This window comes from Massilia violaceinigra, from assembly GCF_002752675.1.
In the GTDB taxonomy this organism is placed as follows: domain Bacteria; phylum Pseudomonadota; class Gammaproteobacteria; order Burkholderiales; family Burkholderiaceae_D; genus Telluria_A; species Telluria_A violaceinigra.
The window spans coordinates 421,610-443,817 of the sequence record NZ_CP024608.1; the positions used below are offsets into that span (position 1 = coordinate 421,610).

General features: G+C 61.2%; 21 protein-coding genes. 13 read left to right on the forward strand and 8 right to left on the reverse strand.

Annotated elements, in window-relative coordinates; all coding sequences use genetic code 11:
- The first annotated feature begins 32 nt into the window (after positions 1–32).
- Complete coding sequence (ald, locus tag CR152_RS01960) at positions 33–1,148, forward strand: alanine dehydrogenase (protein ID WP_099873310.1); 1,116 nt, start codon at positions 33–35, stop codon at positions 1,146–1,148.
- Here ald and CR152_RS01965 read toward each other — a convergent pair.
- A complete protein-coding gene (locus CR152_RS01965) occupies positions 1,118–1,930 on the reverse strand; it encodes a 5'-methylthioadenosine/adenosylhomocysteine nucleosidase (RefSeq protein WP_099873312.1) in 813 nt (270 codons plus the stop codon). The two genes, ald and CR152_RS01965, sit on opposite strands and share 31 nt — an antisense overlap.
- Before the next feature lie 975 nt (positions 1,931–2,905).
- On the opposite strand from CR152_RS01965, the gene CR152_RS01970 reads away from it, so the two are divergent.
- From CR152_RS01970 to CR152_RS02015, 10 genes are all read left to right on the forward strand, one after another.
- Complete coding sequence (locus CR152_RS01970) at positions 2,906–3,943, forward strand: NAD(P)H-dependent flavin oxidoreductase (RefSeq protein WP_099873314.1); 1,038 nt, start codon at positions 2,906–2,908, stop codon at positions 3,941–3,943.
- Between the two features lie 21 nt (positions 3,944–3,964).
- The gene (locus CR152_RS01975; protein WP_099873316.1) at positions 3,965–5,596 is read left to right on the forward strand and encodes a GMC family oxidoreductase; all 1,632 of its coding nucleotides are present in this window, start codon (positions 3,965–3,967) and stop codon (positions 5,594–5,596) included.
- 171 nt (positions 5,597–5,767) lie between these two features.
- Positions 5,768–6,538, forward strand: a complete 771-nt coding sequence (locus tag CR152_RS01980; RefSeq protein ID WP_099873318.1) for an ABC transporter ATP-binding protein — start codon at positions 5,768–5,770, stop codon at positions 6,536–6,538.
- The gene (locus CR152_RS01985; protein ID WP_099873320.1) at positions 6,538–7,245 is read left to right on the forward strand and encodes an ABC transporter ATP-binding protein; all 708 of its coding nucleotides are present in this window, start codon (positions 6,538–6,540) and stop codon (positions 7,243–7,245) included. Before CR152_RS01980 ends, CR152_RS01985 begins: the two co-directional genes overlap by 1 nt.
- Positions 7,246–7,300: 55 nt before the next feature.
- A complete protein-coding gene (locus tag CR152_RS01990; protein ID WP_099873322.1) occupies positions 7,301–8,506 on the forward strand; it encodes an ABC transporter substrate-binding protein in 1,206 nt (401 codons plus the stop codon).
- Between the two features lie 190 nt (positions 8,507–8,696).
- On the forward strand, positions 8,697–9,581 hold the full coding sequence (locus tag CR152_RS01995; RefSeq protein ID WP_099873324.1) for a branched-chain amino acid ABC transporter permease: 885 nt from the start codon (positions 8,697–8,699) through the stop codon (positions 9,579–9,581).
- A gap of 19 nt (positions 9,582–9,600) precedes the next feature.
- A complete protein-coding gene (locus tag CR152_RS02000; protein ID WP_099873326.1) occupies positions 9,601–10,584 on the forward strand; it encodes a branched-chain amino acid ABC transporter permease in 984 nt (327 codons plus the stop codon).
- Between the two features lie 71 nt (positions 10,585–10,655).
- Positions 10,656–11,468: an alpha/beta fold hydrolase gene (locus CR152_RS02005; RefSeq protein WP_099873328.1), complete on the forward strand. Its 813-nt coding sequence runs from the start codon at positions 10,656–10,658 to the stop codon at positions 11,466–11,468.
- Between the two features lie 79 nt (positions 11,469–11,547).
- Complete coding sequence (locus tag CR152_RS02010; protein WP_099873330.1) at positions 11,548–11,964, forward strand: MarR family winged helix-turn-helix transcriptional regulator; 417 nt, start codon at positions 11,548–11,550, stop codon at positions 11,962–11,964.
- 45 nt (positions 11,965–12,009) lie between these two features.
- On the forward strand, positions 12,010–12,408 hold the full coding sequence (locus tag CR152_RS02015) for a tautomerase family protein (protein WP_099873332.1): 399 nt from the start codon (positions 12,010–12,012) through the stop codon (positions 12,406–12,408).
- A 9-nt stretch (positions 12,409–12,417) separates the two neighbouring features.
- Here CR152_RS02015 and CR152_RS02020 read toward each other — a convergent pair whose 3' ends face one another.
- From CR152_RS02020 to CR152_RS02045, 6 genes are all read right to left on the reverse strand, one after another.
- The gene (locus tag CR152_RS02020; RefSeq protein WP_099873334.1) at positions 12,418–13,389 is read right to left on the reverse strand and encodes a helix-turn-helix domain-containing protein; all 972 of its coding nucleotides are present in this window, start codon (positions 13,387–13,389) and stop codon (positions 12,418–12,420) included.
- Between the two features lie 39 nt (positions 13,390–13,428).
- Positions 13,429–14,913 (reverse strand): mannitol dehydrogenase family protein, encoded by a 1,485-nt coding sequence (locus CR152_RS02025; protein WP_099873336.1) that lies wholly within the window; start codon positions 14,911–14,913, stop codon positions 13,429–13,431.
- Positions 14,910–15,956 (reverse strand): ABC transporter ATP-binding protein, encoded by a 1,047-nt coding sequence (locus CR152_RS02030; RefSeq protein ID WP_099873338.1) that lies wholly within the window; start codon positions 15,954–15,956, stop codon positions 14,910–14,912. Before CR152_RS02030 ends, CR152_RS02025 begins: the two co-directional genes overlap by 4 nt.
- 23 nt (positions 15,957–15,979) lie before the next feature.
- Entirely contained in the window at positions 15,980–16,798 is an 819-nt protein-coding gene (locus tag CR152_RS02035; RefSeq protein WP_099873340.1) for a carbohydrate ABC transporter permease, read from the reverse strand.
- Between the two features lie 10 nt (positions 16,799–16,808).
- Positions 16,809–17,669 carry a carbohydrate ABC transporter permease gene (locus tag CR152_RS02040; protein ID WP_099873342.1) on the reverse strand — a complete coding sequence of 287 codons (861 nt, stop codon included), beginning with the start codon at positions 17,667–17,669 and terminating at the stop codon, positions 16,809–16,811.
- Between the two features lie 77 nt (positions 17,670–17,746).
- Positions 17,747–19,057: an ABC transporter substrate-binding protein gene (locus CR152_RS02045; RefSeq protein WP_099873344.1), complete on the reverse strand. Its 1,311-nt coding sequence runs from the start codon at positions 19,055–19,057 to the stop codon at positions 17,747–17,749.
- 260 nt (positions 19,058–19,317) lie between these two features.
- Between CR152_RS02045 and CR152_RS02050 the strand changes: the two genes are divergently transcribed.
- Positions 19,318–20,121, forward strand: a complete 804-nt coding sequence (locus CR152_RS02050) for an L-iditol 2-dehydrogenase (protein ID WP_307718558.1) — start codon at positions 19,318–19,320, stop codon at positions 20,119–20,121.
- A gap of 3 nt (positions 20,122–20,124) precedes the next feature.
- Here the strand turns inward: CR152_RS02050 and CR152_RS02055 are convergent, their stop codons facing one another.
- Positions 20,125–21,291, reverse strand: a complete 1,167-nt coding sequence (locus CR152_RS02055; protein WP_099873347.1) for an iron-containing alcohol dehydrogenase — start codon at positions 21,289–21,291, stop codon at positions 20,125–20,127.
- 143 nt (positions 21,292–21,434) lie between these two features.
- On the opposite strand from CR152_RS02055, the gene CR152_RS02060 reads away from it, so the two are divergent.
- Positions 21,435–22,199 carry a sulfite exporter TauE/SafE family protein gene (locus CR152_RS02060; protein ID WP_099873349.1) on the forward strand — a complete coding sequence of 255 codons (765 nt, stop codon included), beginning with the start codon at positions 21,435–21,437 and terminating at the stop codon, positions 22,197–22,199.
- Positions 22,200–22,208: the final 9 nt, after the last annotated feature.

The window sequence follows — 22,208 nt, forward strand, 5'->3', positions numbered from 1 at the left end:
GATTCAAATATAACTACCCCTTGGAGGATGACATGATTGTAGGCGTTCCAAAAGAGATAAAGAATCACGAATACCGGGTCGGCCTGACACCGCCGAGCGTGCGCGAATTAAGCTCGCGCGGGCACCAGGTACTGGTTCAGAAAAATGCGGGCGCTGAGATCGGGTTATCCGATGAGCAGTACGTCGCCGCCGGTGCGAGCATTGTCGACGACGCGAAAGAGATTTTCGCGCGCGCCGACATGATCGTCAAAGTCAAGGAACCGCAGCCGGTCGAATGCGCGATGCTGCGCGACGGCCAGATTCTGTACACCTATCTGCACCTGGCGCCGGATCCGGACCAGACGGCGGCGCTGGTGAAATCGGGCGCCATTTGCATTGCGTACGAAACCATCACCGGCGCCGGCGGCGGTTTGCCGCTGCTCGCTCCCATGAGCGAGGTGGCGGGGCGCATGGCCATCCAGGCCGGCGCCGCCCATCTCGAAAAATCCAAAGGCGGCATGGGATTGCTGCTCGGCGGCGTACCGGGCGTGGCAGCCGGCCATGTGGTGATTATCGGGGCGGGCGTGGTGGGTACCAATGCGCTGCAAATGGCGGTGGGTACCGGCGCGCGGGTGACGGTGCTCGACAAAAGCATCGACCGCCTGCGCCAGCTCGACCTGGTATTCGGCAACCGGATTTCGACCCAGTATTCCAATGCCCAGTCGATCGAGGAAGCGGTGCTGTCGGCCGACCTGGTGATCGGCGGCGTGCTGGTGCCGGGCGCTGCGGCGCCCAAGCTGGTCACGCGCGCGATGATTTCGAAGATGAAGGCCGGCGCGGTGGTGGTCGATGTGGCGATCGACCAGGGCGGCTGTTTTGAAACTTCGCATGCGACCACGCACGCCGATCCGACCTATATCGTCGATGGCGTAGTGCATTACTGCGTGGCGAATATGCCGGGTGCGGTGGCGCGCACGTCGACCTTCGCATTGAATAACGCAACGATCGGCCATGCTGTGGCGCTGGCGGAAAAGGGCTGGAAAAAAGCCCTGGCCGACGACGCCCATCTGAAAAACGGCCTGAATGTCTGCAAAGGCAAAGTCACCTACGCGGCGATTGCCCAGGCGCTCGGTTACGACTACACCGCGGCCGACTCCCTGCTGGACTGAGGCGGACGGCTTTTCAGGTCGGCGCAGAAACGCGTGACGATATGAAAAGCATAACGGGAGGCGACTGATTTCACGAAGCGCATGAAATCGGTCGCCGCCTCTTCATTCGCGTTATCCGAAATCGTTCGGATAACCGCAAACGGAATGCCCAGCTCGAAACACACCTGGGCCACTGCCGCTCCTTCCATTTCCACCGCCAGCAAGCCTGGCAGCGACCCATTCAACTGCGCCAGGTGCGCGCGCTTGCTGATGAACTGATCGCCGCTGGCAATCAGGCCGCGGTGCACCCGTGGCCGCTCCAGGCGAAATTCGGCACGTTCCGCCTCGTCGATCACCGTGTCGAAGTCCTTATCCAGAAATTCAAGCGCGGCACTGGCGACCCGCTGGCTCATGTGCAAATCCGACTGGAAGTGCGACAAGCCGGTCAGCGGCACCTCAAAGCGGGGAAACAGGGGACTGGCATCCATGTCGTACTGGACCAGCGATTCGGCCACCACGATGTCGCCCACTTTCACGCCAGCATCCCCGGCGCCGCCAACGCCGGTGAACAGGATGTGGGTAACTCCGTACTTTTCCACAAGCGTGGTCGCGGTCATGGCAGCGGCAACCTTGCCAATCCGCGACAGGACGCACACAGCGTCGATTCCAGCGACTTGTCCTGATGCGTAGTTGCGCATGCCATGGATGAGCGTGGCGGGGCCTTGCATGGCTTCCACGAGCCCTTCCTGTTCTTCGTGCAAGGCACTAATGATGCCTAAACGTATGTTTTTGCCTGAATTCATGCTTTGCAGAACCTTTTTGGTGAACGTGCATGTGGGTAAGTCGCGAGTTTTCCACAAGGATAAACAGTTCTACGTGCACTGCAAGCTGCGGAAGACGCGCAGAAGGCCGCCAGCGTCGATTTCTGCAGACAGTCCCGGCTTGCGGTCCACCAGCGTCTCCATGCCCTTGGCGGTGCCTTCAGGAGCTTCTCAGTGCATTGACGCTGCTGCGGTTTTACCAGGATGTGCTCGTAAACGCTTGTTTTTCAAGGTTTTTTGGCTTTTGGACGATTTTGCTGTGGATGACTTCGAGGTTATGCACCGCTTTGCCGGGGTTTAGGGTTTTATATAAGTAGTATGTATACAAATTTAGTAGTGATAGTAAACGGCGGTTTTTGTGTGGATAAGTCTGGTTTTATCAACAGGATCAGTAGTTTACGTATCGAAAAAGTCGCTGGAAAAGACCTGTATCTTCGAAGGATGACTGTTGGACAAAAATTTGCCTGTGAACAAAGTCGATGGTTCTACACATCTCATCCTGTGGATATCCATCGACTTATCCACATGTGCTGCCAATCAGACGAGCCGTTCGCGGCTTTTTTTTCGTCTTCAGAAAAGTGACTGACACGCTTTTGTGGCCGATTCTTTTTTTTTGGAAACTTTCGCTTTTTGTTAAGCAAAGAAAAATTTTTTGGATTTCAGGGGTCCCGGGTTTTTGGTTTTCGTTTTTCAAAGGTCTTGATGGTTTACCTAAAAAGGTTAAATATAGATTTAGTAGTAGTTGTTAACAGGTGCGTTTTTCTGTGGATAATGGCAAAAACCCGTACGAAATCATGAACTTGCGAGAGGTATAAGTCGGTGATCAGCTCTGTATCCGGCTGGTACCAATCTGGGACAAATTTTGGCCTGTGAATAAAGTCGCGTTTATCCACAAACGGTGCCTGTGGATATCAATAGGCTTATCCACAGGTCCCTATCAACTTTGATGGAGGTGGTATGGAGCTGCATGCATTGTTTAAGTTTCCAATTTTGCAAGGCCCGATGGCTGGCGGCGCCAGCCGGGCCGAATTGGTGGCTGCGGTATCGAATTCCGGCGGCCTGGGTTGCATGGCGGGATCGTTGATGTCGCCCGCAGCCTTGCGCGATGAGGTGGGCCGGATCAGAGCGATGACCGATGAGCCGTTTTTGCTGAATTTGTTTGTTCTCCAGACACCAACACCCAGTACGGAAGAGGTGAACGCCGCCGTTGAACTGCTGCGCCCGGTTTGGGAAAGCCTCGGCTGGGATAAATTGCCGATACCATCGCGGTGGTGCCAGGATTTCGATACACAGTTCGATACCTTGATCGAACTGCGTCCGGCAGCCGCCAGTTTCACGTTCGGCATCCTGACCCCAATCCAGGTCGAGCGTCTGCACGATGCGGGGATCTACGTCATCGGCACGGTCACCACCGTGGATGAAGCATTGGCCTGGGAAAACGTGGGCGCCGACGCCGTGATTGCATCGGGAATCGAGTCGGGCGGCCATCGCGGGACTTTTCTTGGCCCGCAAGAAGACGCCACCCTGGGCGGAAAAGCACTCTGGCCCCAGGTTGCCGAGGCGGTCAAGATTCCAATGATTGCCGCCGGCGGCATCATGACGGGAGTCGATATCGCCGAAGCGCTGTCACTGGGCGCGCAGGCAGTGCAGATGGGCAGCGCGTTTCTTGTGACCGACGAATCCGGCATCCACCCCGCCTATAAACAGCGCCTGATCGAGGCGCGCGACACGCCCACCCGCCTGACCCGCGCCTTCAGCGGCCGCTACGCGCGCGGCCTGGAAAACACCTTCATGCGCAAAATGGAAAATGTTGAGAAGCAAGTTCCAGCGTATCCTGTCCAAAACGCATTGACCACGGGCATACGCGCAGCTGCTGCCGAACGCGGCGATACCGAACTGATGTCGCTCTGGGCGGGTGCCGAAATCCGCCGGGCGCGGCCGATGCCGGTAGCGAAACTGATGCAAATGCTGGTGGCCGAGATGCGCACATCCTAAAAACGAGACGAGGAGCAGCATTTGGAATCGGCAGGAGAATACGACTACATCATTGTCGGCGGCGGCACCGCCGGCTGCGTACTGGCCAACCGCCTGACCCGGCGCCGCGAGACCAACGTGCTGCTGATCGAAGCGGGCGGGCGCGACGACTATGTCTGGATCCACATTCCGGTCGGCTATCTGCACTGCATCGGCAACCCGCGCACAGACTGGCTGTACAAGACCGAACCCGATGCCGGCCTGAACGGCCGCTCGCTGATCTATCCGCGCGGCAAAGTCCTTGGCGGCAGTTCCTCGATCAACGGCATGATCTACATGCGCGGCCAGTCGCAGGATTACGATCAATGGGCCGAACTGACGGGCGACGCCGGCTGGAGCTGGGACAAGGTTTTACCGTTATTTAAGAAGAGCGAGGATTATCACGGCGGGGCCAGCGAACTGCATGGCGCCGGCGGCGAGTGGCGGGTCGAGAAGCAACGCCTGTCGTGGCAATTGCTCGACGCGTTTCGCGATGCTGCGGAACAAACCGGTATCCGTAAAATCGAGGATTTCAACGGCGGCGACAACGACGGTTGCAACTATTTCGATGTCAACCAGAAGCGAGGCATCCGCTGGAACACGGCCAAAGCCTTCCTCAAGCCGGCCGCCAAGCGCGCCAACCTGACCATCATGACGGGTTGTCATGTGGAACGTTTGATCATCGACGACACCGAGCACGGCAAGGTGTGCCGTGGAGTCGAATTCACTGGCGGCGGCACGGCGTTCACGGCAACCGCCGTCCGTGAAACTGTGCTGACCGCCGGCGCGGTCGGTTCACCGCAGATTTTGCAACTGTCGGGCATTGGGCCGGCGGCGCTGCTGCGCGATGCGGGCGTGGCGGTTCATGTCGATGCACCCGGGGTTGGGGATAACTTGCAGGATCATTTGCAGCTGCGCATGATCTACAAAGTCAGCAATGCGCGCACCCTGAACACCACGGCCGCGAGCTGGTTCGGCAAGATGAAGATCGGCATCGAATACGCGATGTTCCAGAGCGGACCGATGTCGATGGCGCCGTCGCAACTGGGCGCGTTTGCCAGGTCCGATCCGGGCCAAGCCACGCCGAACCTGCAATATCACGTGCAGCCTTTGTCGCTGGAAAAATTCGGCGATCCCTTGCATCCGTTTCCAGCGTTCACGGCAAGCGTGTGCAATCTGCGGCCGACATCGCGCGGGCATATGCGCATTGCTTCCGCCGACTCCTACGCCGCGCCGAAAATTACGCCGAATTACCTGAGTACCGAGCAAGACCGCAAAACCGCGGCGGCCGCGCTGACGCTGACGCGCAAGATTGTGGCCGCGCCGGCGCTGGCGCGCTATGCGCCGGAGGAATTCAAGCCGGGCATCGCATTCCGTACGGAGGAAGAACTGGCCGACGCAGCCAGCCAGATCGGCACGACGATTTTCCACCCGGTTGGCACTTGCAAGATGGGCAGGGCAGGGGACCCGACGGCCGTCGTCGACAGTGAATTGCGCGTGAACGGCGTGCAAAAGCTGCGCGTGGTCGACGCCTCGGTCATGCCGCTGATCATATCCGGCAATACCAACAGCCCCACCATCATGATTGCCGAACGCGCGGCGCAGCTCATCGCTGAAGCGGCCAAGGCCAAATAAGCGATCCAGGTAGACTGCAAAACTGCCGCAAAGTTGCACTTCCATGTCGCTTGCCTGATAGGCATCACAGCTTGCGGCATGGTAGTTATACTGTATTGTGACCAAAATCCATTGTGTGTATTATCGAACAAAAAAGTTTTCAAAGCGGTATGAAAATAAACCGGAGACACAATGACAGATGTCATATTGGAAACAAAGAACCTGACCAAAGAGTTCAAGGGCTTTACCGCGGTCAATGATGTCAACCTCACCGTCCAGCGGGGCCACATCCACGCGCTGATCGGTCCCAACGGCGCCGGAAAGACCACCTGCTTCAATCTGCTGACCAAATTCCTGGTGCCCACGTCGGGCCAGATCCTGTTCAACGGAAAAGATATCACCGCCGCGCACCCGGCCCAGATCGCGCGCATGGGAATCATCCGCTCGTTCCAGATTTCCGCCGTGTTCCCGCACCTGACCGTGCTGCAGAATGTGCGCATCGGCTTGCAGCGCGAGCTGGGTACCTCCTTCCATTTCTGGCGCAGCGAACGGTCGCTCTCGCTCCTGAACGAGCGCGCCATGGAGTTGCTGGCCGAAGTCGACCTGACCGAATTCGCCGATACCGTCACGGTCGACATGCCGTATGGACGCAAGCGCGCGCTTGAAATCGCCACCACCCTGGCAATGAAGCCCGAGCTGATGCTGCTCGACGAACCGACCCAGGGCATGGGCCACGAGGATGTGCACCGCGTCACCGAGCTGATCAAAAAAGTCTCGGCCGGCCGCACGATCCTGATGGTGGAACACAATATGAACGTGGTCTCCGGCATCTGCGACAAGATTACCGTGCTACAGCGCGGCGCCTTGCTGGCCGAAGGCAGTTACGCCGAAGTCTCGACCAATGCGCAGGTGATGGAAGCCTACATGGGCACGACCAGCACCGAACTCGAAGGAGCGCACTGATGACCGCGGCGCTTGAAATTTCGCATCTACAAGCCTGGTACGGCGAATCGCACATCCTCCACAACGTCAACTTGCTGGTCAACAAGGGTGAAGTCGTCACCCTGCTGGGCCGCAACGGCGCCGGGCGCACGACCACCTTGCGCGCGATCATGGGCTTGACCGGGGCGCGCACCGGGTCGATCAAGGTGAACGGGGTCGAAGCCATCGGCCTGCCGACGCACAAGATTGCCCATCTGGGCATCGGGTATTGCCCGGAAGAGCGCGGGATTTTTTCCTCGCTGTCGACCGAAGAAAACCTGATGCTGCCGCCGCAACTGGCCGGCGGCGACGCCGGCATGTCGGTGGCCGAGATCTACGAGATGTTCCCGAATTTACTGGAACGAAGACACAGCCCGGGCACGCGCCTGTCCGGCGGCGAGCAGCAGATGCTGGCAGTGGCGCGCATCTTGCGCACCGGTGCGCGCCTGTTGCTGCTCGATGAAATTTCCGAAGGCCTGGCGCCGGTGATCGTGCAAGGACTCGCGCGCATGATTACCACGCTCAAGGCCAAGGGCTACACCATCGTCATGGTGGAACAGAATTTCCGCTTCGCCGCACCGCTGGCGGACCGGTTTTACGTGGTGGAGCATGGTCAGATTGTCGAGACCTTTGCTTCGTCGGAACTGAGCGCCAAGATGCCGGTTCTCACCGAGCTGCTGGGCGTATAGCAGGATAGCGACAGCCCAATAGCAGGACCATACTTACATCCTCAATGGAGACAACATGAAACCTAACATCATTGCTTTAGCCACCAGCGCAGCATGCCTCGGATTCGCCCTGCCAGTCCAGGCCCAAGTGTCGAACGACACTATCAAGATCGGCATGCTGACCGACGTGTCCGGCGTGTACGCCGACGTTGACGGGGCCGGCGGCGCGGAAGCGGTCAAGATGGCGATCGCCGACCTCGGCGGCAATATCAACGGCAAGAAGATCGAATTCGTTTTCGCCGACCACCAGAACAAGGCCGATATCGCCGCCAGCAAGGCGCGCGAATGGTTCGACCAGCAGGGTGTCGACATGCTGATCGGCGGCACCAATTCGGGCGCCAATCTGGCCATGGCCAAGATTGCGGCCGAGAAGAAAAAAGTCTTCATTTCGATCGGCGCCGGCACGGCCCGCCTGACCAATGAAGAATGCTCGCCGTTCACCGTGCACTACGCCTACGACACGGTGGCGTTGGCACGTGGAACAGGTGGCGCGATTGTGAAGCAGGGCGGCAAGAACTGGTATTTCCTGACCGCCGATTATGCCTTCGGCCAGTCGCTTGAAAAAGATACGACCGAGGTGATCAAGGCGGCCGGCGGCACGGTCGCGGGCACGTCCAAGCACCCGCTGTCGGCGTCGGATTTCTCGTCCTTCCTGATCAAGGCGCAGGGCTCGAAGGCGCAGATTCTGGGCCTGGCCAATGCCGGCGGCGACATGATCAATGCGGTCAAGGCAGCCAACGAGTTTGGTGTTGGCAAGTCGATGAAGCTGGCTGGTTTGCTGGTGTTCATCAACGATATCCACACCTTGGGATTGAACATGACCCAAGGCATGTATCTGACCGATGGCTGGTACTGGGATCAGAGTCCTGAAAGCCGGGCCTGGTCGAAGCGCTATTTCGCCAAGATGAAGAAGTTCCCGTCGATGCTGCAAGCCGCCGATTACTCGGCCGCGACCAACTACCTGAATGCGGTCAAGGCGATCGGTACCGACGACAGCGAGAAGGTCATGGCGCAGTTGAAGAAGACCAAGATCAACGACATGTTCACCAAGGGCGGCGAGATCCGTCCGGATGGCCGCATGGTGCACGATATGTACCTGATGGAAGTGAAGAAGCAGGCGGAATCGAAGTATCCGTGGGATTACTACAAGGTCGTCGCGACGATTCCGGGCGCGCAGGCATACACGACCAAGGCGGAAACGAAGTGCGCGTTGTGGAAGTAAGTTAGGTCGCGTTCGAACACCCGCCGTCGTTCCCGCGCAGGCGGGAACCCAAGTTTGCGAGCGTCAGCACAACGCGACGAACTTGGGTTCCCGCCTGCGCGGGAACGACGGAGCAAAGGGTGTTTGTTTTTTTCGCGCGCGTTTCCTCCTCCACCGGCCCGCCCGGTCCCATTTTATGAACTGAGATGCCATGGAAATATTCGGCGTTCCCCTGCAGGCCATGGTCAGCCAGCTTTTGCTCGGCCTGGTCAACGGCTCCTTCTACGCCATGCTTTCGCTTGGCCTGGCCGTCATCTTCGGCCTGCTTAATGTCATCAACTTCTCCCACGGCGCCCTCTACATGATGGGCGCCTTCGCCGCCTACATCGGCGTGACCACATTCGGCCTGAGCTACTGGGCGATGCTGGCGCTGGCGCCCCTGCTGGTCGGCGTGTTCGGCATCATCGTCGAAAAATCGATGCTGCGCTGGCTCTACAAGCTCGACCACCTGTACGGCCTGCTGCTCACCTTCGGCATCACCTTGCTGCTCGAAGGCGTGTTCCGCTCGTTCTTCGGCAACTCCGGCCAGTCGGTCAGTGTTCCGGAACTGCTGCAGGGCCGCACCGACCTGGGCTTCATGGAACTGCCCAACTACCGCCTGTGGGTCGTGTTCGCCTCGCTCACCGTGTGCCTGCTGACCTGGTTCGTCATCGAAAAGACCAAGCTCGGCGCCTACCTGCGGGCCGGGACCGAGAATCCGAAACTGGTTGAAGCCTTCGGCATCAACGTGCCGCTGATGGTCACGCTGACCTACGGCTTCGGCGTCGCCCTGGCGGGCTTTGCCGGCGTGCTGGCGGCGCCGATCATCAACGTCACGCCACTGATGGGTTCCAACCTGATCATCGTCGTGTTCGCCGTTGTGGTGATCGGGGGCATGGGATCGATCATGGGTTCCATCATCACCGGGCTCGGCCTTGGCGTGATCGAGGGACTGACCCGCGTCTTCTATCCGGAAGGCTCGGAAGTGGTGGTGTTCGTGGTCATGGTCATCGTGCTGTTGCTCCGTCCCGCCGGTTTGTTCGGCAAAGAAAAGTAACCGAGAACTGGAGCCATTGATGAACAAGAACATCGCTTACGGCGTCGCGCTGCTGATTGCGCTGGCGGCGCCTTTTATCGGCTATCCCGTGTTCCTGATGAAGTTGCTGTGCTTCGGGCTGTTTGCCTGCGCCTTCAACTTGCTGATCGGTTACACCGGCCTGCTGTCCTTCGGCCACGCCGCGTTCTTCGGTTCGGCCGGTTACGTGACCGGGCACGCGCTGACGGCACTCGGCTTGCCGACCGAAGTCGGCATTCTGCTGGGCGTGGCTGCCAGCGCGCTGGTCGGCCTGGTGATGGGTGCGCTGGCGATTCGCCGGCAAGGCATTTACTTTTCCATGATCACGCTGGCGCTGGCGCAGATGGTGTATTTCGCGGCACTGCGCGCGCCTTTCACGCATGGCGAGGATGGCTTGCAGGGAGTTCCACGTGGGAAGCTGTTCGGCCTGATCGACCTCAGCAACGACCTGACCTTGTACTTCGTGGTGCTGGCCATTGCGGTGGCGGGCTTTGCGCTGATCGTGCGCACGGTGCACTCGCCGTTCGGCCAGGTGCTCAAGGCGATCAAGGAAAACGAGCCGCGCGCCATTTCGCTCGGCTACGACGTCGACAAGTACAAGCTGGTGGCCTTCGTGCTGTCAGCCTCGCTGGCGGGGCTGGCGGGCGCCACCAAGACGCTGGTGCTGGGCTTCGAGACGCTTACCGACGTGCACTGGGCCATGTCCGGCCTGGTGATCCTGATGACGCTCGTAGGCGGCATGGGGACGCTGTCGGGGCCGATCATTGGCGCCTTCATCATCATCACGCTGGAAAACAAGCTGGGCGATATCGGCACCTTCCTGGCGACCCACACCGGGGTCGAGTGGTTCAATACGCTGGGCGAATCGGTCGGCATGGTGACCGGGCTGATTTTCATCCTTTGCGTGCTGCTGTTCCGGCGTGGCATTGTGGGTGAAATCGGCGCTGCGCTGGCGGCCTCCGGAATTCGTAAGAAATCCGTATGATTGCTTAAAATGCACGGTGCGGGCCGGGTCGCAGACCCGGCTTTTTTTATCCAATTTTTTACGGAGGAACGATGGAACAGACACTGACCGTGAATGGCATTGCGATGCACGTCGTGACCGAAGGGGAAGGGCCGGCCTTACTCTTGCTGCATGGCTTTCCGGATACGTATGCTGTCTGGCGCTTGCAGATCGACGCACTGGCCGCCGCCGGCTATCGCGTCATCGCGCCGGACCTGCGCGGTTACGGCAAGACTGAAGCGCCCGCCAGCGAGGATGCGTACGCCATGGAAGTGCTGCGCGCCGACATGGTGGCCTTGCTCGATGCGCTCGGAGTCGAACGCGCGCTGCTGATCGGCCACGATTGGGGGTCGGTGGTCGGCTGGAACCTCTGCATGTACGCGCCAGAGCGCGTGGAACGCTTCGTGGCGCTGTCGGTAGGGCATCCGGCTGCGTACACCGACGGCGGGCCGCTGCAGCTGCTCAAAGGCTATTACGTGCTGGTATTCCAGCTGCGCGGTATCGCCGAGTCGCTCATCAAGGCGTTCGACTGGCATGCATTGCGCGGCCTGGCGAGCACGCCGCGTCAGTTCGAGGAATGGCGTAACCATCTCGACCGTCCCGGCCGTCTGACCGCCGCCCTGAACTATTACCGCGCCAATCTGAAAATGTTCAACGCGAGCACCTGGCCTACCGTAAAGATTCCAGTGCTGGGCATCTGGAGCGCGGGCGATGTTGCGCTGACTGAAGCGCAAATGCGCGGTTCCGAGAAGTATGTCGGCGATACTTTCCAGTACGAACGCGTCGAAAAAGCCGGTCACTGGCTTCAGCTCGAAGCAGCCACACAGGTCAATGCATCGATACTTAAATTTTTCACAGCAGAGTAGGCGGATGTCCAAATTGCTTCACGTGAAACAATTCCATAAACTGGTTGCATAGCGAACTATCATCGGCTACAGTGGATGCATGTTTGATCACTGCCTCTATTTCAATACGACTGCGCTGGCCCGGGTTCTGGAGCGTGAGTGGACGCGTGCGTTCAAGCCGTTCGGACTGACGCCATCGCAGGCGTTCATGCTGCGCGCGATCCTGGCGCGTCCGGGCTTGCTGCAAAGCGAACTGGCCAGGGAACTGGTGATCAGCCGCCCAACCGCCACGCGCTCGCTCGACGGTTTGCAAAAGCTGCACCTGATCGACCGCCGCGCCACCGGCGGGGATGGCCGTGAATGCGCGGTGTTTCCGGAACCCGGCGCGCTGGCCATGCATGACGATCTCAACGCGGCAAGCGGGGCCGTCACCGCCCGGCTGAAACAGCTTCTCGAACCGGAACAGTTTGCCGCCATCGTCGGTTCGCTCAAGCAGGCGCGCGCGGCAGTGGTTTGATTTTTTTTACCCAAGTAGTTGCATAGCTAACCAATGGAGACGTAAATGCCTATTATCAATGTCAAAATCAGTGCCGTGAAATCCCCCGACATGATCCGCCAGATTGCCGACCTGGTTCTCGACAATACCATCGGCATCCTGCGGAAGAAGAGGGAGCTCATTTCCATTGCCATCGATTTCGTCGACCCGGACTGCTGGATCGTCGGCGGCAAGTCCCTGAGCGAGCAACGCAAGCACAGCGTCTACGTCGACATCAAGGTCACCGACGAGACCAACACCAAGGATGAAAAGGCGGCCTACATCGCCGAGGTCTTCGCGGGCTTCGGCGCGCTGCTCGGCGAGCTGCACGAGGAGAGCTATATCTACGTCGACGACGTGCGTGCAAGCGCCTACGGCTATGGCGGCCGGACGCAGGAGTACCGCTACCAGCATCCGGCCGCATAGAAGCCGGACCTAGCCGGCGGAGTCGCCCGCCGCCACGGATGCGCCGGCAGTGCCGGCACTGCCGGCACTGCCAGCACCAAAACGCCCGCCCGCCTGGCGCCGGAACTCCTTCGGCGTTACGCCCTTGATCTGCAAGAAGCGCCGGTTGAAATTGGCCACATTCTGGAAACCGACGTCGTAACAGACATTGGTGACGTACTGGTCGGTGTTCATCAGCAGCTGGCATGCCTTGTTGACGCGCAGCCGGGTGACGAAGTCAGTGAAACTGTTTCCCGTGGTCTTGCGGAAGAAGCGCGAGAATTTGCTCAGCGACATGCCGAGCTGATCCGCCACTGCCTCGGCCGAGATCGGATCGCGGTAGTTGTCGGTGATGTAGCTCAGTACCGCGTTGACCTTGGCCAGGGTGCCCTCATCGTCATACGAGCGCATCGTCGCGCTCGACAGCAGGCGGTATTTGTTGTTGCGCGCGAGACGGCACATGAAGTTCACGAAGTGGCCGAAGCGCTCGGCGCCGCCGCTGCCGCGAATGCGCAGGAAATCCTGTTCGGCCTCGGCGCCGATGTCGAGAAACTCGATGCCGTAGATCGACCGTTCCAGCAGGGGCAGCAACTCGCGCAGTTCCGGGATCAGCCGGGAGGCCTGCTCCAGCGGCTCGTGGGCGAACTGCAGGATCATGTCGCGCAACAGCACGCCTTCTTCCGGCACGCTGCTCGATATCCAGTTATGCGGCAGGCGCGGCCCGGTCAGCACCAGGTGGCCGGGCGAGAATTCGCCGATGTAGTCGCCGACGAACAGCTTGCCGCTGGTGGATACGATCAGATGCAGCTCGTACTCGTCGTGGCAGTGCCAGCGCACGCGCGGGCTGGGATAGCCGTGCTCGATGTAGTGGACGATGCCGTCGTAGTTTTCGCGTTCGAGCTCGGGTGGCTTGGGCTGGAAGCGCTGCGGTTCCACGTGGCGCATCTGAGGCAAAATGGTCATCCTGTCGTCCCCGTCTTTTTATGGCTTACCCATGGTCGTTCACTTTGCCGTTGTCAGCAAGTGCAACAGTGCCGCGCGTGCGCCATCCCGGTACAGCCGCGCCAGCGCATCGGCGACAGCACCCACGAAGCGGGGCGCCTCGCTTAACTCGCCGAACAGCTCGCGCAGCGACAGCAGCGGGCCCGGGTCGGCCGCGCCGCGCAAGGCCAGCTCGCGCAACTGCGCGGCCAGCGGGTCGATCAAGATCAGCGGCCGGCCCTGTTCGTCGCTGCCGTTCAGGTAGCGGAACCAGCACGCCACGGTAAAGCTGAGGAAGTCGATCGGGCCGCCGCGTTCAAGCTGGTCGCGCACCGATGGCAGCACGAATTTGGGCATGCGCGCCGAACCGTCGGTACCGATGCGCAGAAGCTGGTCGCCGACGGCCGGATTGGCGAAGCGTTCGATCAAGGTGCGCTTGTAGTCGGTGAGGTCGATGCCGTCCACCGCGGGCAGCAGCGGCGTGACTTCGATGTCCATCATGGTCGAAAACAGCTGGCGGATGTCGGCGTCCGCCATCGCTTCGTGCGCGTATTCGTAGGCGAGCAACATGCCGATGTAGCACAGCGACTGGTGGCCGGCGTTGAGCAGGCGCAGCTTCATTTTTTCGTAGGGCAGCACATCGTCCGTCATGTGCGCGCCGACCAGTTCCCAGGCCGGGCGCCCGCCCGGAAAATGGTCTTCGATGACCCAGCTTTTGAATGGCTCCGCCATCACCGGCCAGGCGTCGACAAGCCCGAACTTCTGGCGCAGCAGCAGGCGGTGTTCGTCGGTCGTGGCCGGCGTGATGCGGTCGACCATGCTGTTCGGGAATGCGCAGTGCTCGGCCAGCCATGCGCTCAACGCGGGATCGCGCAGCTTTGTAAAGGCCAGCAGCATCGCGCGGGCGACGTCACCGTTGCTTTGCAGGTTATCGCAGGACATCACGGTGAACGGCGCCAGTCCACGCTCGCGGCGCCGTGCCAGCGCCTCGGCCAGATAGCCGAAGCAGCAGCGCGGCGTGTGCGGGTGGGCCAGGTCGTGCACGATGTCGGGATGGCCGGCGTCGAAGCTGCCGTCGCCCTGGTTGACGTAGTAGCCGCCTTCGGTGATCGTGAGCGACACGATGCGGGTGCCGGGATCGGCCAGCTTTTCCAGCACCGCCTGCGGATCGTCCGGCGCGTACATGAATTGCAGCAGCGAGCCGACCACGCGCGCCGAGTCGCCGTGGGCGCTGCGCTCTACCAGCGTGTACAGGCAGTCCTGGGCCAGCATGGCGTCGCGCATCGCGGCATCGTGCGCCAGCAATCCGACGCCGCAGTAACCCCACTGCGCGTGGCCGGGCAGGCGCAGCAGGTCGTCCAGATAGAGCGCCTGATGCGAGCGAAAAAAACCGCCCACGCCAATGTGCACGATGCTGGGCGCGTGCATGCCGCGGTCGTAGCCGGGACCGGGTATGTGCGGCGGCAGGTGGTCGAGCGCGGCGTTGTTCAATGCGATCGCCATCATTGCGCTCCCTGCGCGGGCGTGCCGCACGTGGAACCAAGCTTGTCGAAGTGGTGCACGAAGCCGTGCTCGAACGCCAGGTGGGTGCGTGCGCCAGGCTGCAGGGCAATGCGTTCGCTGCCGCGCGCGACCACCTGCACGTTATTCTCCAGGCGCGCGTAGACCAGCGTTTCGACGCCGAGCGATTCGACCATGTCGACCGTGGCGGGCAGGCTGTCCGGCTGCGCCGCGTCCAGCACATGAACATGCTCGGGACGGATGCCGACAAAGCCGTCGCTCGGGGTCACGCCTGCGGCCAGGCGCGGCAAGCCCGCCGCCGGTACCACGTTCATGCTCGGGGTGCCGATGAACTGCGCCACGAAGCGGTTGGCCGGGCGGTCGTACAGCGCCAGGGGCGAGCCGTGCTGCTCGATCCGGCCGTCGCGCAGCACCACCACGCGGTCGGCCAGGGTCATCGCCTCGACCTGGTCGTGCGTCACGTAGATGGTGGTGGCGCCCAGCTCGCGGTGCAGCTTGGCGATTTCGATGCGGGTCTGCACGCGCAGGGCCGCGTCCAGGTTCGACAGCGGTTCGTCGAACAGGAACACCTTGGGGTCGCGCACGATCGCGCGGCCGATGGCGACGCGCTGGCGCTGGCCGCCGGACAGCTCCTTGGGCTTGCGTTCGAGGTAATCGCCGAGATTGAGAATGGCGGCGGCCTTGTCGACCTTGGTGCGGATCGCAGTGGGCGGCACGCCGGCCAGTTTCAGCGCGAACGACATGTTCTGGAACACCGTCATATGCGGATACAGCGCGTACGACTGGAACACCATCGCCAGGTCGCGTTTGGACGAGGGCAGGGCGGTGATGTCGCGCCCGTCCAGGTGCAGGCTGCCCTTGTCGATGGGCTCCAGGCCCGCGATCAGCCGCAGCAAGGTCGACTTGCCGCAGCCCGACGGGCCGACGAAGACGACGAACTCGCCCTTTTCGATCTCCAGGTCGATGCCCTTGATGGCGTGGTGCTCGCCGAAGAATTTCTCGATGTTTTTCAGTTGGAGGTAAGCCATGATCTTGATGTCCTATGGTTGTCTTATTTGACCGCGCCGAATGTCATGCCTTGCACCAGCTGCTTCTGGCAGAACCAGCCCAGCGCCATGATCGGCGCGATCGCCATCAGGGAAGCGGCCGAGAGCTTGGCCCAGAACAGCCCCTCCGGGCTGGAGTAGGAGGCGATCAGCCAGGCCAAGGTGCCGGCATTCGAGGCGCCCAGGTTGAGCGACCAGAACGATTCGTTCCACGCCCACACCATGCACACCAGCGCGGTCGAGGCGATGCCGCCCACCGACAGCGGCAGCACGATGTAGCGGAACTCGTGGAAGACGGTGGCGCCATCCATGCGCGCCGCCTCCAGGATGTCGCGCGGCAGCTCGCGCAGGCTGGTGTAGAGCAGCCAGATCATGATCGGCAGGTTCATGAGCATGAACATGATGGTCAGGCCGACGCGGGTATCGAGCAGGCCGGCATACTGGAAGCAGACGTAGATCGGCATCAGCGCGCCCACGCCTGGCATGTAGCGCGAGCTGAGAATGAACTTGAGCAGGCCGACGGTGCCGCCGGTCGGAAAGAACGCCATCGAATACGCAGCCGGAATCGCAATCGCCAGCCCGAACGCGGTCGAGAGCACGCTGGTGATGAGCGAATTGAACGCGTAGCCGGCGTAGTGGTCGCGCGCCATCACTTCCTGGAAGCTTTGCAGGGTCGGCTCAAAGAACATCAGCGGCGGCGTGGCGATGGCCTGGGCCTCGGTCTTGAAGGCCATCAGGCCGAGCCAGAAGATCGGGAAGAACAGCAGCAGCGCGAAAAACCAGGCGGCGGCCGTGCGGGTGTGCAGTGCGAGTTTGTTGGTCATCGGTGTCTCCCTATTTCGCCAGGTTCTTGCCGATGACGCGCATCAGGAAGAAGGCCGCGATGTTCGCCAGCAGCACCGCGAACAGGGCGCCGGCCGACGCCGCGCCGATATCGTAGGACTGCAAGGCTTGCTGATAGATCATGAAGGTGATGGTGGTCGTCTCGAAGCCGGGGCCACCGCCGGTGGTGGTGAAGATCTCGGCGAACACCGACAGCAGGAAAATCATTTCGATCATCAGTACCACCGACACCGCGCGCCCCAGATGCGGGAGGTACAGGTAGCGCAGCTGCTGCAGGTAGTTGGCGCCGTCCATGCCGGCCGCCTCCAGCTGTTCCTTGTCCATCGATTGCAGCGCTGTCATGAAGATCAGGCAGGCGAATGGGAGCCACTGCCAGGACACCATCATCACGATCGACAGCAGCGGGTATTCGGACAGCCAGTCGATGGGCGTCGCGCCGAAGAAGATGCTGACGTGCGCGAACAGGCCGTAGATGGGATTGAGCAGCATGTTCTTCCACATCAGCGCGTTCACCGCCGGCATCACCAGGAATGGCGATATCAGCAGCACGCGCACGATGGCGCGGCCGGGGAAGGCGTCGTTGATCAGCAGGCCCAGCGCAATGCCCAGCACGACCGTGATTGCCATGACGGAAAACATCAGGACGAAGGTGTTTTTCAACGCCGGCAAGAAGGCGCCGTCGGTGAAGAAGAAGTGAAAGTTGGCCAGCCCGTGGAAGTCATGTTCGCCGGGGGCGAGCATGCTGTAGCGGACGAAGGAGTAGTACAGGGTGATCAACAGCGGGACGATGGAGATGATGGCGATGGCAAGCACCGCAGGGGTCAGCAAGGTCCGGGGCAGGAGTCGTGTCATAAAGTTCCCAGGTGCGACAAAGGAACGCCGCTTGCGCGCGGGCGCAGCGGCGACTGAAAACGCAAGCGTGGAATGAACTACTTGTAGTAGCCGCCCTTGCGCATTTCGCGCTCGGCCGCCTGCTGGGTGACCGCCAGTGCCTGGTCGACCGTGACCTTGCCCAGCAGGGCCGCGCTCATCTGCTGGCCCGCCGCCACGCCGATGGTCTGGAATTCCGGGATCGCGGCGTACTGCACGCCGACGTACGGCGACGGCGGCAGGGTGCTCTGGTTCGGACGGCTGGTGGCGATCGCCGTGCCCTCGGCGGCCGCGAATTTGGCGGCTTTCATGAACTCGGGCGAAGCGTAGGTCGACTTGCGGGTTCCGGTTGGCACGCTGGCCCAGCCGGCCTCCCTGGCGACCAGTTTGATGTAGTCCTTCGAGGTAGCCCAGTTGATGAACTTTTGCGCCGCCTCGGGCTGTTTCGAGCTTTTTGGGATGGCCAGCGACCAGGCCCACAGCCAGTTGGCGCCGCGCTCGGTCGTGGCAATGGGCGACTGCGCGAACGCGACCTTGTCGGCCACCTTGCTCTGTTTCGGATCGGTGACGAAGGAAGCGGCGATGGTGGCGTCGATCCAGATGCCGCACTTGCCTTCGTTGTACAGCGCCAGGATTTCATTGAAGCTGTTCGAGGACGAGCCCGGCGGACCGAAGTTCTTGAGCAGGTCGACGTAGGTGGTGACGGCGTCTTTCCACGGCTTGCTGGTGAATTGCGGTTGCCATTTCATGTCGAACAGTTGGCCGCCGAAGGAATTTGCCATGGTGGTGATCAGCGCCATGTTGTCGCCCCAGCCCGGTTTTCCGCGCAGGCAGATGCCGTATACGCCCTTGGCCGGGTCGTGGATCTTGGCGGCCACGGCGCGAATGTGGGCCCAGCTCGGGCGGTCTTCGATGCTCATGCCGGCTTTTTTGACCAGGTCGCTGCGGTACATGATCATCGAACTTTCGCCGTAGAACGGCGCGGCGTACAGCTTGCCGTTCAGCGACAAGCCATCGCGAATCGAAGGCAGCAGGTCGTCGATATCGTACGTTGCGTCCGGTTTGAGCGGCATCAGCCAGTCTTTTTTGGCCCAGATCGGCGTTTCGTACATGCCGATGGTCATCACGTCGAACTGGCCGCCCTTGGTGGCGATGTCGGTAGTCATGCGCTGGCGCAACACCCCTTCCTCCAGGGTGACCCATTTCAGTTTGATATCGGGATTGGCTTGTTCGAAGAACTTGCCCATCTTTTGCATCTCGATCATGTGGCCGTTGTTGACGGTGGCGATCACCAGATTGGTGGCTGCCAGGGATGCGCTGCTGACACAGAAGAGGGCCGTGCACAAGGCACTGCTTGCGATACGTTTCATGCTGTCGTCTCCAGATTTTTTAGTTTTATTCAATGCAAGGTTTGCACCGTGTACAGAATGTAGCATCGGGCTCCGATACTTTCTGATACTGCAACACCTAGTGTCGATACTTTTTTGCACCCAGCGCTGGCGTGCCCGACGCTGTACGGGCTGCCAATGCGGGCTGGATAAAAGTATCGACTATTGCGTACGCCGTATCAGGCCTGATGCGCGATCGTTGCTAGACTTTTCAGCACTTCCCACACCCAAGGAGATTGATAATGTCCAAGCAGCGCGCAAGCATGAACCGGCTCGCATCCAGGCATGCCTTGCTGACCGGGGCCGGCGGCGGCATCGGCCTGGCCGTGGCCGAGGCTTACCTGGCAGAGGGAGCGCGCTGCAGCGTGGTCGATCTGGCCGCCACGCCGCCGGCCGCACTGGCGCCACTGATGGCGCGCTACCCGGAACAGCTGCACTATTTTGGCGCCGACGTGCGCAACGCCGGCGCGGTGGGCGCCATGCTGGCGGCGGCGAATGAACGCTTCGGCCCCGTCGACATCCTGTTCAACAATGCGGCCGTGTTCGACATGGCGCCGTTGCTGGAGTCCGATCTGGCGATGTATGAGCGCATCTTCGACGTCAACGTCAAAGGCATGTTTCTCGTGATGCAGCAGGTGCTGCGGGCCATGGTGGATGCGGGCCGGACCGGTGCCATCATCAATCTGGCGTCCCAGGCGGGGCGGCGCGGCGAAGCGTTGGTGGCGCACTACTGCGCGAGCAAGGCGGCGGTGATCAGTTACACCCAGTCGGCCGCGCTGGCGATGGCGCCGCATGGCATCCGCGTGAACGCCATTTCGCCTGGGGTGGTCGATACGCCCATGTGGGACCACGTGGACGCCCTGTTCGCGCGTTACGAACATTTGCAGCCGGGTGAGAAGAAGAGGGCAGTCGGGCTGGCTGTGCCGCTTGGGCGCATGGGAACGCCGGGCGACCTGGCGGGCGCGGCGATTTTCCTGGCCAGCGACGAGTCGGCCTACATCACGGCGCAGACGCTCAACGTCGACGGCGGCGCCGTGATGAGCTAGCGCTCAGTAGGCCGCAGTGTAGATGCGGTGGATATCTTCGCGCGTGAGCTCGCGCGGGTTGTTGCCGAGCAGGCGAGTCTGCAGCATCGCATCGTCGGCCAGCTTGTCGATATCGGACTCGCTTACGCCAACCTGCCGTAGCGTTGTCTGGATGCCGGTGTTCGCGGCAATCTTTTCCATCGCATTGACCAGCGCATTGGCGCGTGCCTCTTCGCTGCCGCTCACGCCCGGATCGATGATCCCGGCCAGCTCGGCATAATGCGCGCTCGCATGCGACAGGTTAAAGCGCAGCACATGCGGCAGCACCAACGAGTTGGACAAACCATGTGGCACGTGAAATATGCCCCCAATTGGATAGGCGAGGGCGTGCACCGCCGCCACGGGCGCGTTGGAAAATGCCTGGCCGGCGAGGCAGGCGCCGAGCAGCATGGCCTGGCGCGCCTCCAGGTCGGCACCGTGTTCGCACGCGCGCAGCAGGTTGCGCGACAGTAGCGACAGCGCCTGGCGCGCCAGGTTATCCGACAGCGGATTCTTCTTGTGCTTGCTGGTGAAGGCTTCGATGGCATGCACTATCGCATCGATCCCAGTCGCGGCCGTCACCATGGGCGGCAGGCCCAGCGTCAATTGCGCGTCCAGGATCGCCAGGTCCGCGTACAGCTGCGGCGCGACCACGCCCATCTTGGTGGTCGCGCCGGTGGTGACGATGGCGATGTTCGTCACTTCCGATCCGGTGCCGGCCGTAGTCGGAATCTGTACCAGCGGCAGGCGCGTGCCGCGTACATTGCCGATGCCGTAGATCTGGCTGAGCGGCTGGTCGCTGCCGGCCAGCACCGCGATCAGCTTCGCTACATCCATCGAACTGCCACCACCCAGGCCGATGACGAGGTCGGCGCCGTGCTGGCGCGCCACGTCCACCGCCTGCAGTACCACCGACTCCGGCGGGTCGGCCACCACATCGGACCAGACGTGAACGGCAAGGCCCGCCTGCTCGAGCGAGCGGCACGGCGCGTCCACCAAGCCGGTGGAAAGAAAGCCCGGGTCGGTGACGATCAGCGCACGACGGGCGGAAGGGAAGTGAGCGGCGACCAGCGTACCGAGCCGGCTGCTGGCACCGGGAGCGGAAACAAGATGGGGGACGGTACTGAAACTGAACTCGGCGGACTGGGTCATTGTGCACCTGCAGGACGATGGGGGATGTCAAAAGCTTACACCATCATGGTCACCGGCAGGAAAATGGGCGAGGGAAACGTCGATCAGATTTCTTCCGTACAATATCTGACTGAGCTGTTCAGCCTACATGCCTTGGAAAATTCATGATCGATTTCGCCTTACTCGGATGCGCGGCCTTCCTCGCCGGCTTGGTAGATGCTGTTGTGGGTGGAGGCGGTTTGATCCAGCTACCTGTGCTGTTTTCGATGTTTCCACGTGAAGTCCCAGCGACCTTGCTGGGAACAAGCAAGTTAGCGGGCATCTTCGGTACCGGCGCGGCGGCTGTCAATTACGCGCGCAAGGTGAGGGTGGCGTGGAGCGCAGCCGCGCCGGCGGCGGTATCGGCCTTGCTGCTGTCATTCGCCGGCGCTTACACGGTGACCAAAGTTCCTGCCGATTTCGTCCGCACCCTGCTGCCGGTCGTGTTGGTCGCGGTGGCGGTCTACACTTTCCGCAAAAAGGATTTCGGCAGCGTCCACGCGCCGCTGCACAGCGGCTCGACCGAGCGCTGGGTTGCGGTCGGCATTGGTGCGGCGATCGGTTTCTACGATGGCTTTTTCGGTCCCGGTACCGGCAGCTTCCTGCTGTTTCTGTATGTGCGCTTTTTTGGCTTCGATTTCCTTAGCGCTTCGGCTGCCGCCAAGGTGGTCAATGTGGCGTGCAACTTGTCTGCGCTGATGTGGTTCGGCTACAGCGGTCACGTCCTGTGGCAGTTGGGCTTGCTCATGGCGGCGTGCCAGGTCGCAGGTTCCCTGGTCGGGACCAAGCTGGCGATCAAGCACGGCAGCGCATTTGTGCGCAAGCTGTTCCTGGTGGTGGTCAGCTTGCTGATCGTGAAGACGAGCTACGACGCCATCGTGAAGTGGTAGATGTTCCAC